Here is a 15,576-nt window from a genome sequence, read left to right as displayed (position 1 = left end):
CTCGAGGGGATGTGCCGCGCCCGCGAGGAAGCCCAGACCACCCGGCGGGCTCGGCAGGGGGGAACCCTGACGTGTAGTCGGCGCGAATACCGAGTTTCAAGAATTTCTTGAATTGAAAGATTAACAGATTGTTATCGCGAGGCTGGATGTCGAGCGAGGAAGCGGTCAGGACGGCCCCCTGTCCCGGAGTCCCAGGCCCTTGAGCCGTGCAGGGCGTGGCGAGGTAGCGTGACTGTCGTCATGCGCATGCACACTTCGAAGTGGCTGAAGCGACTCGCTCCGCTCACCCTCTGCCTGCTGATGCTGGGAGGCTGCTCCGACTCGGGCACGGACGGCACCAACACCCCAGACGGCGGCAATGGCATACCGGACGGTGGCGGCGGGACGCCGGACGGTGGCCCTGTCGGTACCGGGTGCATGGGCGAGACGTTCCTCGCGTCCCTGGGGAAGAACCGGCTGCTCGTCGGCGCGCAGATGGAGCCTGGCACGGCGGCGGGCGCGCCCTTCGATGTGCACTACCTGTACGTCGCCAGCGGGCTGGTCGACTCGACGAACGTGTGCACGTCCTGCACGACGGGCTGCACCACGTCCGGCACCTCCTGCGCGGGCGCGGCATGCGCGTGGTGGGGCTGCTGGCAGGACGTGTCGGATCCGCCGGGTGCCTACGTGCGCGGCCACGTGTCCGGGGCGAAGGGGCGCCAGCAGCTTCCCTTCATCACCTACTACCAGCAGCTCCTGGGCGGCGTCGGGCCCGCGGGCGAGGGCGAGCAGCAGCTCCAGGCGCTCAACGACGTGGCCATCATGCGGCGCTACTTCGCGGACTATCGCTTCACGTTGCAGCAGGTGGGCAGCGAGCCCGCCCTGCTCCACCTCGAGCCGGACCTGTGGGGCTATCTCCAGTTCTTCTCCAATGGAGACCCGGCCACGGTGCCCGCGCAGGTGGCGAGCGCCAACGCCACGGACTGCTCGGGGATGGCCAACAACGCCGTGGGCGTGAGCCGGTGCATGATTGCGATGGCTCGCAAGTACGCGCCCAACGCGAAGGTGAGCCTGCACGCCAGCCCCTGGTCGACGCGCACGGACGTGTACCTCAACACCAACGCGTCCTTCGACATCGCCGGTGAGGCGCGCAAGGTGGCCGACTTCCTGTTGAAGCTCGGCGCGGCGGACACGGACTTCATCGTCGTGGAGGCGTCGGACCGTGACGCGGGCTTCTACGACAGCATCGGCGAGGACACGTGGTGGGACGCGAACAACACCACCCTGCCCCACTTCCGTCAGGCGTTCACCTGGGCGAGCGCCATCTCCGAGCGACTCAACAAACCGAACTTCTGGTGGCAGCTCCCGGTGGGCAACATGAACCTGCCGAACACCAACGAGCGGTGGAAGGACAACCGCGTGGACTACTTCTTCTCGCACACGTCGGAGCTCGCCGCCGCGCACTCGGTCGGCTTCTCCTTCGGCGCGGGTGAAGGCCGGCAGACCTCGCCGGAGACCGACAACGGCAACCTGTCCAACCGCGTGAGCGCCTACAAGCGCGCCGGCGGTCAGGCGCCCTGCGCGCCGTAGCGAAGCGTCCGTGTCGCAGGTGTCCTCCGAGCGTTCTTCTCGGAGGCACCGACGCGCGGCTCAGAACAGGCGCGAGTAGGTGGGTTTCGCCTCGGGACGCGGCACCCATCGCTGACCGTCACGCGGGAGCCACAGGAGGTGCAAGCGCCCCTCGGGGCCCTCGTACCGCACGGTGTGCTCACCTCGCGACAGGGTGAGCTCCGCCTCCGTGACGCGGGCCCCGTCGACGAACAGCGCGCCTGACTCCAGCATCGACGCGGGCTCGACGAAGTAGCGCCCGTCACGAACCGCCAGGAAGCGACCCTCCAGCGCGCTCCCAGGGGACACGTCGTACCGCTGCCCCCACAGGAACAGGTCTCCGTCGTAGGGCTGGTAATACGTGTCGAGGAAGCCTCGCAGCGACGGCGGCAATCCCGACGTCCGCAGGTCATCCACGCGCAGCACACAGCCGCGTTCCACCAAGGCCTGGGGCACCTCGCGCGCCAGCACGTCCGGGATGGAGCCCCGTAGATAGGCATCCGTGTAGAAATAGAAGTGGGCGTGTGGCCGGCTCACATAGCCCCCCGAGTTGTCGTAGACGACGTCCTCGGGCCCGGTGAGCATGGCGATGCGCGCGAGCACGTCTCGCTGTCTGGCATTGCCCCCTCCGTCCACCAGGGCTTCCAGCCTCCAGAGCTGAAGACAGAGCAATACTCCGAGCGCCAGGGCCGCGACGACTCGCGCCGGGGGCGTACTCCAGCCACTGAAGATTGCCACCGTGCCTCGCGCCATGAACGGCGCGAGCACTCCCAGGAAGGGCAGCAGGCTGTACGGAAACGGCGCGCGCTGGAGCGCATACGAGCCAAACGTCGCCAGCACCGCGAGCAGCAACGGCAGGTCCGCGCTCCCCCAGCGCTCCGCGCCCGAACGCCACCACGCGCGCACGGTGACGAGGAACCCCAGCACCGCCAACGCGAAGAGCCAGGGCTGCTCGCGAACCATGGGCAGCAGATAGTCCCGCCACGAGAAGCCGGGGTAGTGCCGCTGATGCTCCGCGGCCCACGCGAAGCACCACTGCCACCAGGCGCCCCACGAGCCCGTCACCGTCAGATACGACGCCACCGCCGCGAGCCCCACCCCCGCGCCCGCGAGAAACGCGACGGGCCGCGCCACGAGCGCCGGTCCCCTGCCCCGCCGCCAGACGATATCCACCGCGAGCACCGCGCCCACCACGCCGCCGTGAAACAACACCTTCTGCGAGGACCAGAACGCGGCGGAGAACAACACCCCCGCCACGAAGCCGAGCCCCCGGGTGCCCGGCCTCACCGACAACGCGGCGAGCCCTCCCAGGAACAAGGCACAGGCCAATGCATCCGGACGAATCTCCACCGCGAAGCGCGTGAAAGGCGTCAGCGCCAACAACAACACCGGAGCCAGCCACATCGACACGCGGCCCTCGCGTCGATTGAGCACGGCCACCGAGACACACGCGCCCGCCAGCGGCACGAGCATCGCCAGACGCAGCGCGAGCACACCCCGAGGCGCATCCCCCACGAGCCAGAACAGCGGCGCCAGCCCTTGATAGACAAGCGGGAAGTGGACCTCGAAGAAGTCCCGGTAGGGCACCTGCCCTTTCGACACGAGCCAGGCCGCGTGCGCGTACTGGAACTCGTCGATGCTGAAGCCCTTGTGCAACGCCAGGCGCGCGGCCTGGAGGGCAAGTGCGAGGAGCGCCAGCGTGAGTCCCAGGCGCCCCCAACGTGCAGACGTCATTGGCGCCTCATACCTCGAAAGAGCCATTCCCATATTCTGGTAGGGGGGAATTTTTTTGACCCAGTTGTGGCACCCATTCTTTCCGTGTATCTCTTCTTTACCCTGTGAGCTTCATAGGGAGCGGGCCGCCCTCCTCATCGTGATGACACCTCCAGGTCGGGGGCGGCCCGTGCCACATCCGTAGAGGGGGAACCACCGAAATGACTCAGACCCATCCGTGGGGCGCCTGGCGCTCCGCGATTGCTCGCTCATGTCGTAATGCTGGCGGCGCCGCGCTGTTGGTATTGGGAGTGGCCGCGCCGGGGAGCGCCCTGGCCACCCTGAACCTGCCGGGCATGAACCTCAATGCGTATTGCGCCTGGCAGTACGGCGCAGGCGCCTTCTCCACGCTGACGCAGCAGAATGCCTTTGGCTGGTCTTGCTACAAGAATGGGCAGTACCTGTCCATGGACCTCACCCAGGCCTGTCTGACGCAGCACCCGAACTCCAACATCTATCAGGCCGCCTACCAGACCTTCAGCGACCCCTATTCCTGGTACTGCCAACGCCGGGGGACGTACGCCTCACAGCCGGGCGCCCAGCACACGCTCTACATCTGGAAGGGCCAGAAGGTCACGCTGCACACCCCCGATGTGACGACCTGCACGGTGTCGCAGATCAAGCTCGTGGTCGACGGGCTGGACAATGGCTACACCTTCTACCAGGACATGACCGGCCGGACGCCTGGCTCGGGCCGCAACTACCAGGGCACGGACAGCCTCGCCATCCTCCCCTCGGGCGTCGCGACGGGCTGTGGGAGCGCTTCCGACCCGGCCTGCGGTGACCTCGGCACGCATGGCATCGAGTTCAAGTTCGACCTGTTCCAGCTGAACATCTGCACCGATGCCGCCGCGGGCAAGCACAACCAGGTCGGCTTCTACGAGCTGGGTCGCAACTTCTGGTTCTACGGGCCCCAGCTCGCGTCCAACAATGGCAACTACGGCCACGCCATGGTGACCGGCTACGCGGTGCTGAATCGCTTTCTGGCCATGGAGTACTACGGGCTGCCCGTGTCCTCCAGCCACACCACCCTCTACACCAACGTCAAGAACCTGATGACCGCGTACCAGGCCGACGTGGCCTGCGGCACGGCGGGCGCCACCAGCACGCCCATCAGCCCGGGGAGCACCCGCTGCTTCAAGCATGACTGGGCCAACACGCTGCTGGTGAGGCAGGGCATCGGAGGGTTCGACACCACGGACCTGTTCGCGTCCTTCGTGCTGAAGCTCAAGAGCGTCCACAACTGGAGCTTCATCTTCCAGCTCTGGCGCAAGGTCGAGCAGCTGGGCAGCGTGACGAGCCCGTACTCGTCCGCGGACAACTTCGTGCTCGCGGCCAGCCGCGCCGCGAACGTCAACCTGTCCGACGTGTTCCAGTACACGTGGCGGTGGCCGGTGAGTTCCTCCATCCGCATCACGCTCCAGAACGAGCTGGGCAACCCGGTGAGCGGCACGCCGTACCTCTAGCCGCCACTCACCGGTCCAGTCGACGACGAGAGCGGGCGCGCGCGGCCTCCAACGCGGAGTCCACGCCGCCCTCTTTCGGCTTCGCTTCACCTTCGGGAGCGCGGGGCCCCGCCTCGGGAGCCGCTGGGGCCGACGTCACGGAAGTCACCGTGGAGGGCACGGGTGACGACGGCGCCAGCACGCTCCCCGCCACGGACGCCTCCGACACGGCTCGCGCCTTCACGCGCTGCCGAGGCGCCGAGAGGAAGCGGCGCACGGCCACCTCCGACAGCAGCACTGCCACGGCCAGCGCCACCAACCACGGAGCCAGGGCCAGGTGTCCCTCCGACTCGGGGGCTTCCTCGAAGAGGCCCGTCATGGACAGGCGCTCCACGCCCCCTCCCACGGCGGCGACGGCTCGCAAGAGCGCCAGTCCTTCCTTGGGACTCCCAGGCTCGAACTCCGGGGCATACGGCAGCGCGACGGGTGGCGCACGCAGGGCGCGCGTGCCCACTCGCACCACCGGGTGCCACGTGCCGCTGCCTTCCAGCGGAAGCTCCGCCACCAGCCGGTCGTCTTCCTCCCAGCGCATCGGATGCTCGGTGGGCGCGGACGTCCCGTCGCCCGACAGCAACATCAGCGTGGGCAACGTCGCGGGCAGCGGCTCGTCCGGAGGCAGGTCCAACGTGACGCGCAGCAGGTGGCCGCGGCGCTCCGAGCGCACCACCGCTTCTCCCAAGGGAGAGCTGCCCGCCAACGTCCAGCGCACCATCGCCTCCAGCGTCGCGCGCAGTGAGCCCCACTGGCGCAGCTCGCCGGTGAACGGGCCATCCACCTCCGCGGTGAAGGCCACCGTGCGTCCCGCGCCGCGCGGCCACATCGCGAGCAGGGGCGCGGCATGCGTGTCGAGCGTGCGCAGCGCCACGCTGGCCCGAGGTCTCAGATAGGTGAGGTTGTAGCCGCCCACCTGGGGCAGTCCCTCGGAGGGCAGCTTCCCCAGGAGCGGCAGGTCCGGCGCGGCCTCCACCGAGACGGGCTCGTCGATGAACGTCGCGCGCGCGACGGCGAGCGTCTCCTGGCTGAAGATGCGTGGGAGGCTCATCGCGTCCTCCGCGAAGTAGATGCGCCCGCCGCCGCGCTGGGCCACTTCCTTCAGCAGCGCCGCGTCCACGTCCTTCGGCGTTCCCAGGCCGATGACGGACACCGTCACGCCCTCGCCCTGCAGCTCCGACAGGGTGCGACGGTAGTCGTCCGGCTCCTCGGAGTCGGCCGCGTCGGAGAAGAGGAGGACATGGCGGGTGGGCTTCTCGCTCTTGAAAATCTGCTTGCGCCCCGTGCGCAGCGCTTCGCCCACGTAGATGCCACCGCCGCCGCTGAAGCCCTTCGCCACCTTGTCGTACGGCAGGCCCGCCTGCACCGAGCGAAGGGGGAAGATTTCATGGGTCTCCGTGTCCACCATGTGCACGGAGGCTTCGTCCTGGGGATTGAGCAGCGTGAGCGCGGCCACGACACCCTCGGCGGCGACCTCCATCTTCGTGCGGCCGTCGGGCACCGTGGCGCCCATGGAGCAGGAGCAGTCCATCAGGATGCTGATGGCGATGGACGCGCGCCGCTGCTCCTCTCGCATCTCCAGCGACACGGGCAGCAGCGGCTCCACGGGTGAGCGGCGATAACCCCCTTCGCCGAAGCTCTCACGCCCTCCCGTCATCACGAGCCCCCCTCCCGCTTGCTCCACGTAGGCCGCGAGCGCGTTGAGGCCCGGCTCGCCCAGGGTGTTCGCGTCCACGTTCTCCAGGACGACGGAGCCCACGCCGTCCAGGTCATCGAGGGTGAGGCGGAAGGGCGCGCGGACCTCCAGCACCAGCCCCGTCGCTTCGAGCGCCTTCGCGAGGGTGCCCTTGGGCTGGTTCGTCACCAGCAACACGCGGCGGGGTCCTTCGACTCGCAGGACCGCGAGCCCCTTGTCGTTCTCCACCACGCCGTCTCCCGGGACTTCGACGGTGAGCTGGTAGCGCGCGAGTCCGGGCTCCTCGATGAGGTCCCTCAGCGGGAGGACGTTGGGGCCGGGCTGGAAATCGAAGGGGCCCTTCACCAGCACACGGCCATTGCGCTCCAGTCGCACCGTGCCCGTCACCGCCGAGGAGGCGTACACGCTGGCGGAGAACTGGAAGGGCTCGCGGGAGGACACGGCGGTCGGCACGTCCAACGAGACGACGGCGACATCGAGCGGAGGCTCGGGCCGCGCGAGCTGGCGCCAGTCCACGGCGATTCCCCGGGCCGCGAGTCTTCGCGCGGAGCCTCGTGCATCCGTGCCCGTGGCGCGGCCATCGGAGAGGACGAGCACCCGGCCGGTGCGCTCCTGGGGGATGAGGGCGTTGGCGGCATCGAGCGCGGCGGACAGGTCCGACGACTCCGCATCCACTGGACGGGTGAAGCCGCCGAAGGCACCGCCCGAGGACAGGGGTTGCTCCACCCGGGGCTCACGGCCGAAGACGATGACGCCCACCCTGTCACCGGGGCGGCGCTGTGACTCCAGATGCGAGACGAGTTCCTGCGCGGTGCGGTCGATGTCCCGAGGCATCGAGGCGGAGCGGTCCACCACCACCACCACGTCGCTGCCCGCGTCGGCCCGCCGCAACTCCGGCCCCGAGAGCGCACCCACGGTCAGCACCAGCAGCGCCGCCCGCAGCCACATGGGCGGACCGGGCCGCCGGCCGAACTTCCAGAGGAAGAGGCCCAGCGGCAGCAACAGCACCCACGCCTGGGGGAGGGAGAAGGTCATGACACCCGCCTCGTGACGTAGAAATCTCCCACCAGCGCGAGGAGCAACAACACCAGCGGCCAGCGCGCCCGGTCCGAGGCATTCGCGCGCGCCTCGTCGTCTCCCGATTCACGCGCCGGCACGTCCGCGCGGCCACGTCCTCGCAGGTCCGACTCGCGTGCGTCCAATGCGAGGACTTCCGCCGCGTCCACCCCATCCGCGCCATCGCGCTCCAGGACATATCGCCCCGGCATGGCAGGAGGAGGAAGGCTCACCGCTCCCGCGCCGAACACGGGCTTGCCGCCACTCGGACCCGTCAGCGTGTAGCGCTTCCCGGGCAGCGTCACCAGTTGGAGCGGCTCGCCCAGGGTGAGCTGTCGTCGGACGAAACCCTCGCGGGCGCGACGCGACTCTCGCACCACATTGCCCAGCAACACGGGCCAGGCGGACACGCGCTGCACGTTGGAGCGAGACAGGTCCACGTTGAGGTGCAGCCGTCCGTCGTCCTCCTCGGAGACCAGCACCGCGTCACCCGCCGTGATGAGGGGATGCCCCGGGGGATTCTCTCCCGCCGACCACCTCACGCCCGCGAGCTGTACGTCGTCCAGCAACGGGTGTCCCTTCTCGGAGAAGAAGGGCCCCACGAAGGTGCGCACCTTTCCCGTCGCGCCCACCGTCACCTTTGCATCCGTGCCTCGTGGGCCCATGAGCAATGTTTCGCCCGCGGCGCCGTCTCGTGCCACGTCGGGGGAGGCCGCGAGGAAACGCTCCAGGGCGTCACGTTCGAGCGGACCCAGGCCCTGGGCCAGACTCACCGCGAGGGGCCGTGTCGGAGAGGCCGTGAGCCGGGCCTGACCGTCTTCGAGCAGCGCGTCGTCCGGCAGGGAGACTTCGACGTCACCCGCGTTCTGGAAGGTGAGGCGCACCGTGGCGGAGCCCTCGCCTTGGAGCGCGACCTTCTCCACGCGCTCCGTGCCTTGCTTCGCGTCGGGACCTGGGAGTGCGCGCAGCCGCACGGACACTGACTCAGGGCCCGCGCCGAAGCGGGCCACTCGCAGCGTCACGGTCGCCGTGCCGCCATCGTCCTTGCGCTGCGCGGAGACGAACGCCACGTTTTCGCGCGCGGTGCCCAGCGCCGTCCACCGCACGGGAGCTGGGATGACCAGTCCCTCCACGGGGGCGGCGTCGGTGAAGAAGGCCACGTGTTTGCCTGCTCCCGCGAGTTCCTGGGCCCACAGGAGCGTGGGCATCGGGTCGTGGTCCGCGCCTCGTGACTGGAAGGACTCGAGCGCCGCCAGGGCGCGGGACGGCTCTGCTTCCGGACCCGCGACGACACGCGGACTCAGTCCGGTGGCCAGCACCGTCACTCGCGTGGCGGCTTCGTCTTCCACCCGCTTCGCGGCCTCGCGGCGGGCGAGTTCCAGCACTGTCACGCCATCGGGCCCTCGCGCGGACATGGACAGGCTTCCGTCCACCACCAGCACGAGGTGCTTCGTCCGCGCCGCCTCACCCAGGCGCACGTCCGAGAGGTACAGCGCCGCCGCGATGACCGCGAGCGCCTCCAACAGCAGCGAGGCTTCCCGCGTGAAGCGCTCCCAGCGAGGTCCTGCCTCCGCGCGAGGACGCGGCGTGCGCCACAGGAACAACGCACTCACCACGACCGGCTTTTGCCGACGCCGCAGGAAGTACGCCGCCACGAGGGGCACCAGCGCGCCCAGGGCGAGCAATCCCCACGGGAAGCCGAAGCTCATGCCACACCTCGCGCGACGGCACGGGAGCACGACGCACAGGCCCGCAATCTCCACGAGAGGTCGGCGCTCATGCCGCACCTCGCGCAACGACGCGGGAGCTCTGCGCGCCATGCGCCCCTGAGCGGTCGAAGCTCACGCTCGACCTCCCGCGACGAACAAGGGCCGCAGCGGGCCCATCACCAGGGCGTTCAGTGTCTCCGTGGCGGGCGCCGTCAGGAGCGCTCCACGCGAGCGCAGGGCCGCCGCCCTCAACACGCGCTGGTGCTCCACGAAGCGCCGCGCATACGCGGCCAACACCTCCTCCGTCAGCAACTCCTCCAGCGCCGCGCCACTCTCCGAGTCCACCAACCGCGCGCCCTCGCCCCCCGTCGGAGCCAGGTCCTCCGCATCCAACACCTGCACCAGGAAGACCCCCGCCGCGCCCCGCGACAACCGCGCCACCATCGCGGGCAGGTCCGCCTCGAACAGGAAGTCGCTCACCACCACGCGCAGGCCACAGGACCTCGGCGGAGGCATCCGCCCCAGCGCCGTCACGAGGTCATCCTTCGCGTCGAACTCCAGCGCGCGCAGCGCCGCCCGACACGCCGACCCCTGCACCCGCTCCGACCGCACCCCCGTCGCAAGCAACGTGGGACTCAATCCCTGACGCGCTCCCACCTCACACGCGAGCAACGCCAGCTCCCGCGCACACGCCGCCTTGCGCGGTGACAACGCCATGGAGCGCGAGCCATCCAGCACCACCTCCACGCGCGGCGACACCTCGTCCTGCCGCACCCGCAAGATGAGCTCATCGGTGCGCGCCACCGCGTTCCAGTCGAGCTGCCTCAGGTCATCGCCCGGCTGATACGCCCGGAAGTCATGCAGCTCCAAGGCGCTCCCGGTGGACGCCGCGCGGACCTCACCCACGCGGCCCCGGTGAGGCCCTCGCGGCAACGCCAGCCCCAACCCGGGCGCCAGTCGTCCCACCGCCGCTTCATCCAGACGCTCGCTCACGGCAGATGGGCCCGCTTCTCACGCTCGACGAGCACCCGGTCCGCCATGAAGGCGACCAGCAACGCCACGCCCACCACGAAGGCGACCAGCGGCCACGCCATCCCCGGCTCGGCCGTGGCGTAGTCATGCGCCCCGAAGTTCGCGATGCCCACCACCGGATTCAGGAGGTTCAGCAGCGGGTCTCCCATCTCGATTCCCACCAGCGCGGCCACCAGCGGAGGCAGGCCCGCCGCCACGCCCACCGCCGCCACGAAGAGCAACCGCACCGAGGCCGGCGACGAGAACCGGTCCGAGCGAGGCATCCTCCCGAGCACCAACGCCAGGGACAGATAGAGGATGACGTAGGCCGGCATCACCGCCATCAGCATCCGCATGGACTCGCTGCCGTGGTTCGTCTTCCCCGACACCAGCGCCAGCGCCGCCCACACCCCGGCCCACCCCACCAGCAGGAGCATCGTCAGTCGGAAGCCACGCAACGCGCCGGGCCGGAACAGGGACACCGGGCCGGTGGCCGCTCGCAACGCGCGCGCCTGCCCGTCCACGTCCGTCACCACGAAGAGCCCCACGACGGCGAGATGCAGCGTGCCGCAGACGGCGAAGATCTCCGTCACCACGTGCCCCTGGTCCTCGTGCCACCAGAACCCCAGGCCCACCACCAAGGCCACCAGCATCTGCACCACCATCACCCGCCGGGGGCCTCGCGTGTAGTCCTCCGTGGAGAGCGACAGTCGCGACGCGGCCACCTCGAACAACAGCCAGCCATCCAGGAGCATCAACCCCAGCCCGATGCCCATGGCCAGATGCACCCCATCGTTGCTCAGGAGCCTGTTGCCCGAATCACTCAACGCGCCCGAGATGCCCAGCGCCGCACTGAAGGCCAGTCCCAACACCCCCAGCACCACGAAGTGCACGAAGGCGCGCCCCATGCGGCTGTCCGCCAGCGTCGCCGCGCACACCGCCACCACGGTGAGGAACACCAGCCACGCCCCACCCAACCCCAGCACCGCGAGGATGGACGGCAGGGAGATGCCATTGAGGTAGTAGCTGAACAACAGGAAGGGCCCCACCGCCGAGGCATACAGCGCCGCCTGCACCAGGAAGGAGGACACCTTGCCTCGCAGAATCCTCCGAGGCCCCAGGCCCGTGAGCACCAGCAGCACCCACGTGTCGTCCTCCCGCTCGCGCGCCAGGGAGCGATACGCGCTGTAGGGAATGACGAAGAAGTGCACCACGGCCAGGCAGATGAAGAACGCGAAGAAGTAGCCCTGGCCATGGTGGGCGAACGCCTCCTCCCGCGTATGCACGAAGGCCACGAGCGCCAACACCAGACAGGCCAGCAACATCAAACCGAAGCACGCCCAGAAGACACGCGTGCGCAGTCCCTGACGGACCTCCTTCACCACCAGCGGATTGAGGCGATCTCCCCACCGCTCCTGGAAGGACAGGCCCGCGGTGCTCGCGTCCGCCGCCTCCACGGATGCGGACACCTCCGTCCCCGCCCCCGTGCTCGTCTCCACCGGCGCGCTCACGCCAGCCTCCCCTTCGTCACCGTCATGAACGCATCCTCGAGGTTGCGCTCCCGCATGCCGAACGAGCACACCGGCAGGCCCGCCGTCACCAGCGCCGACAACAGCCCCGCCGCCGCGGCGTCCACCTGCCCCGCGCCTGCTCCCGCCTCCAACTCCAGCCCCACCCTCAAGGACTCTCCCTCTCGCGAGACGCGCGCCACGCGCGGCTGCTCCAGCAGGAGGCGCTCCGCTCGCGCCCACGCCGCGTCCGCTTCCGCGCCCACCGCCAGCCGGACCATCAGCTCCACGGCGGCGACACTGGCACCCTGCCGGAGGATGTCCTCCACCCTGCCCGTGGCCAGCAGGCGTCCCTGCTCGATGATGGCGCACGTGTCACAGATTTCAGCCAGCTCCGTGAGGATGTGGCTGGAGATGATGACGGCCTTGCCCTGGTCCGCCAGGGCGCGCAGCAGCTCGCGCAGCTCGATGCGCGCACGCGGGTCCAGGCCATCCGCGGGCTCGTCCAGCAGGAGCAGTTGCGGGTCGTGCAGCAACGTGCGCCCCAGCGCCACCCGCTGCCGCATGCCCTTCGACAGCGCGGTGGTGAGCTTGTCCGCCAGCGGGCCCAGCCCCGTGAAGCCCATCACCGACTCCACGCGCTGGCGCCGCTTCGCGCCCGTCAGCCCATACGCCCGCGCGAAGAAGTCCAGGAACTCGAAGACGGTGACGTCGTCATAGGTGCCGTACCGGTCCGGCATGTAGCCGATGAGCGGACGCACCCGGTCCGGCGTGTCCACCAGCGAGTGGCCCCCCAGCAGCACCTCTCCCGCCGTGGGCGAATCCAGCGTCGCGAGGATGCGCAGCGTGGTGCTCTTGCCCGCGCCATTGGGGCCGATGAAGCCCAGGATGCTGCCCGGCTCCAGATGGAACGACACGTCGTCCACCGCCCGCAGCGCGCCGTAGTCGCGCCGCAGCCCCTTCACCTCCAGCAACGGACTCATGGCCTCACCTCGCCGCGGACCAGATGCACGGCGGTCTCCACTTCGGAGGGCATGCCACTGCTCGGCAGCGGCCCCTGCCCGCTCAGCCGCGCGATGAAGCCTCCCTCGGAGAGGTCCGCGCTGAAGGGCGTCAACGCATTCGACAGCCGGAGCCCCGCGCCATCTCCCAGGTGCCGCCCGACCAGGGTGTCCGCCACGTTCCCCGGCTCCGGCTCGGGAGCCCCCAGCGCGCCTTCCTCACCGTCGGACAAGGCAGGCAGCCGGCGCACCGTCCCGTCCAGCCGCACGTACCCCTCCTCCAGTCGCGCGCCCAGCGCGTTCTGGACACGGGGCGCATCACCCTCACGCTTGAGCACCAGCCGGGCCCGCGACGGGAGCACCGCGACCTCACCCCACTCGCGATAGGTCCTCGGCGGAAGGAAGCCGTCCCCCACCGTGAGGCCCGCCGTCCAGTCCAGGTCCGCCAGCGCGTCGTCCAGGTCGGGCGGCGGCAGGAGCACGCTGGAGGCGGGCAGGTGCAGCGCGTCGGGCGACAGGTTGGCGTACCAGGCGCTCAAGCCCGCCGTCACCGCACGAGCCCGCGCTCCGTCCAGCCACGTCAGGCTGTAACGCGAGGTGTGCACGGCGAAGCCATCCACCAGCACGGACCAGAAGATGAGCGCCAGACACGTCACCACGGAGACGGCCGGCACCATGATGAGAACCGACACCGGCCCCCGGCGTCTCGCCAACCACCAGGCCCCGGGGCCCACCACCAGCGCGAAGGCGGTGATGACCAGCAGGAAGCGCCCCACGGGCGTGCTGGCATTGGACAGCAGCGGCCGCGGGTCTTTCGTCTGCATCAAGGGCGCCACCCAGCGCTGCGTCATGCCCAGGGGAATCACCACGCCCCGCTGGTAGGCCTCGATGCCGACGGAGCCCCCTCGAATCAGCGACTCACATTCGAACTTGCTTTCCAGGCACCTCCACACCTGGCCAAAGCCATACTGTGACTGGGTGCTCGCCGCTTCCGGCAAGAGCGGCAGGCGCTCACGCAGGTCGCGGGAGGGGCGCGTGACGACCAGCGTTCCTCCCGTCGCGGCGTAGGCTTCGAGCACGGCCCACACATCCGCCGGAACCGCCGCGGCCTCCGCCGTGACGACCACCAACTGGAAGCCCACGTAGGCAGCCAGCTCACGAGGAGCATCCTTCGCGTCGAGGAAGCGGATGGAGAAGTAGGGCTCGTCCCGCTCCCCCGTCTTCGTCAATCCCGTGGAGGTCTCGAACTCCGACACCGTCCCCACCGACAGCACCGGCTCGAAGCGGTCGGAGTCGGCGTAGAGGGACTCCACGATGGGCTTCAATCCAGGTGAATCGACCCGCAGGGTGACGGAGTGCCACGCCACGGGCAACGGCACCCAGGTGACGACGCGCTGCCGGGGCCCCACCTCCACATGCCGCATGGCGGAGCGCGAGGTGTCTCCGTAGGCGGGAGAGAAGGCGATGCGCACCGGGAGCGCCTGCGACCCGCTGTTGTTCAGCACCACCTGCGCCGCCCAGTACCCGCGCTGGGGCTTCAGCACGGCGCCGTGCATGGTGACCCGCAGGGGGCCCTCCGTGACGGAGTCCACGGTGCCCGTCGCGTCGCGATAGCCGTTCGGAGCGTTGGCCTCGGTCGCGTCCTCGGCCTCGGCCACGGCCTGCTCGACGGCGACGGCCGCCGGCGGGGGCGAGGTGCCCAGCAGGAGCCACAGCGAGAGCATCGCGACGCTAGTCACGCGGCACCTCGGGCACGGCCTGGAGCAGCGCGCGCACCACGTCCGGAGCGGACACCTTCTCGAGCGACGCCTCGTACGCGAGCACCAGCCGGTGATTGAGCGCGGCGGGAGCGGCGGCCACCACGTCGTCGAAGCCCACATTGGGCCGTCCACTCAACAGCGCACGCGCGCGGCCCGCGGCGGCCAGGGCGAGCGCGGCGCGCGGGCTCGCGCCATAACGCACGAAGCGGCGAACGGCCTCGGGCGCGGAGGCCTGGCGCGGGTCGCTGGCCTCCACCAACCGCCCGATGAAGTCCGCCACCGGCCCCGGCAGGTGCACGCGGTCGGAGGCGGCGAACAGGCGCGCGAGCCCCTCCCCATCCAGGACGGGAGACAGCTCCGGCGGCGCGCCGCGCACGCGCGTGGTGAGCAGCGCGCGCAGCGTCTTCGCGCCCACGGGCGGCACCTGGATGCGGAAGAGGAAGCGGTCCAACTGCGCCTCCGGCAGCGGGTAGGTGCCCTCCAGTTCGATGGGGTTCTGCGTGGCCAGCACGAAGAACGGGTCCGGCAGGGTCCGCGTCTGGCCGAGCACCGTCACCCGGCGCTCCTGCATCGCCTCCAACAACGCGGACTGCGTCTTGGGACTGGAGCGGTTGATTTCGTCCGCGAGCACCAGGCTCGCGAACAGCGGCCCCTCGCGGAAGACGAACTCGCGGCGCCCCTCGCCCTCCAGCACGTAGGTGCCGGTGATGTCTCCGGGCAGGAGGTCCGGGGTGAACTGGATGCGACGGAAGGGCAGCGCGAGCAGCTTCGCCAGCGACTTGCACAGCTCCGTCTTCCCCAGGCCGGGCAGGCCCTCCAGCAGCACATGCCCGCGCGCGAGCACGGCGACGACGACCTGCTCGACGACGGACTCCTGGTCCAACAGCACCGTGTTCAGGCTGTCCCTGAGCCGGGCCGCCACCTCCGCCGCCCCCTGTGCCTCGGCGGGACTGAGAAGCTCCGCTGCCACGTGTGTCTC

The 15,576-nt window shown here is 69.9% G+C and carries 10 protein-coding genes; 2 read left to right on the top strand and 8 right to left on the bottom strand.

The features are described 5' to 3' along the window. Positions 1-240: 240 nt before the first annotated feature. Entirely contained in the window at positions 241-1,569 is a 1,329-nt protein-coding gene (locus tag FJV41_RS01380) for a hypothetical protein (RefSeq protein ID WP_141640546.1), read from the top strand. Between the two features lie 60 nt (positions 1,570-1,629). Here the strand turns inward: FJV41_RS01380 and FJV41_RS01375 are convergent, their stop codons facing one another. Beyond that, entirely contained in the window at positions 1,630-3,321 is a 1,692-nt protein-coding gene (locus FJV41_RS01375; protein WP_141640545.1) for a putative glycosyltransferase family protein, read from the bottom strand. A gap of 200 nt (positions 3,322-3,521) precedes the next feature. Between FJV41_RS01375 and FJV41_RS01370 the strand changes: the two genes are divergently transcribed. Further along, positions 3,522-4,826 carry a calcium-binding protein gene (locus FJV41_RS01370; RefSeq protein ID WP_246136930.1) on the top strand — a complete coding sequence of 435 codons (1,305 nt, stop codon included), beginning with the start codon at positions 3,522-3,524 and terminating at the stop codon, positions 4,824-4,826. Positions 4,827-4,833: 7 nt separating this feature from the next. Here the strand turns inward: FJV41_RS01370 and FJV41_RS01365 are convergent, their stop codons facing one another. From FJV41_RS01365 to FJV41_RS01335, 7 genes are all read right to left on the bottom strand, one after another. After that, positions 4,834-7,587 (bottom strand): VWA domain-containing protein, encoded by a 2,754-nt coding sequence (locus tag FJV41_RS01365; protein ID WP_141640544.1) that lies wholly within the window; start codon positions 7,585-7,587, stop codon positions 4,834-4,836. After that, positions 7,584-9,317 (bottom strand): vWA domain-containing protein, encoded by a 1,734-nt coding sequence (locus tag FJV41_RS01360; protein WP_141640543.1) that lies wholly within the window; start codon positions 9,315-9,317, stop codon positions 7,584-7,586. Before FJV41_RS01360 ends, FJV41_RS01365 begins: the two co-directional genes overlap by 4 nt. A 132-nt stretch (positions 9,318-9,449) precedes the next feature. Continuing rightward, entirely contained in the window at positions 9,450-10,310 is an 861-nt protein-coding gene (locus FJV41_RS01355; RefSeq protein WP_141640542.1) for a DUF58 domain-containing protein, read from the bottom strand. Continuing rightward, the gene (locus FJV41_RS01350; RefSeq protein ID WP_306440852.1) at positions 10,307-11,839 is read right to left on the bottom strand and encodes an ABC transporter permease; all 1,533 of its coding nucleotides are present in this window, start codon (positions 11,837-11,839) and stop codon (positions 10,307-10,309) included. Before FJV41_RS01350 ends, FJV41_RS01355 begins: the two co-directional genes overlap by 4 nt. Beyond that, a complete protein-coding gene (locus FJV41_RS01345) occupies positions 11,836-12,819 on the bottom strand; it encodes an ABC transporter ATP-binding protein (protein ID WP_141640541.1) in 984 nt (327 codons plus the stop codon). Before FJV41_RS01345 ends, FJV41_RS01350 begins: the two co-directional genes overlap by 4 nt. Further along, positions 12,816-14,576: a hypothetical protein gene (locus tag FJV41_RS01340; RefSeq protein ID WP_141640540.1), complete on the bottom strand. Its 1,761-nt coding sequence runs from the start codon at positions 14,574-14,576 to the stop codon at positions 12,816-12,818. Before FJV41_RS01340 ends, FJV41_RS01345 begins: the two co-directional genes overlap by 4 nt. Then, on the bottom strand, positions 14,569-15,567 hold the full coding sequence (locus FJV41_RS01335) for an AAA family ATPase (RefSeq protein ID WP_174454309.1): 999 nt from the start codon (positions 15,565-15,567) through the stop codon (positions 14,569-14,571). Before FJV41_RS01335 ends, FJV41_RS01340 begins: the two co-directional genes overlap by 8 nt. Positions 15,568-15,576: the final 9 nt, after the last annotated feature.

This window comes from Myxococcus llanfairpwllgwyngyllgogerychwyrndrobwllllantysiliogogogochensis (assembly GCF_006636215.1).
GTDB classification, from domain to species: Bacteria; Myxococcota; Myxococcia; order Myxococcales; family Myxococcaceae; genus Myxococcus; species Myxococcus llanfairpwllgwyngyllgogerychwyrndrobwllllantysiliogogogochensis.
The sequence above is the reverse complement of the archived record's forward strand: the minus strand, read 5'-3'. Positions and strand labels throughout refer to the sequence as shown.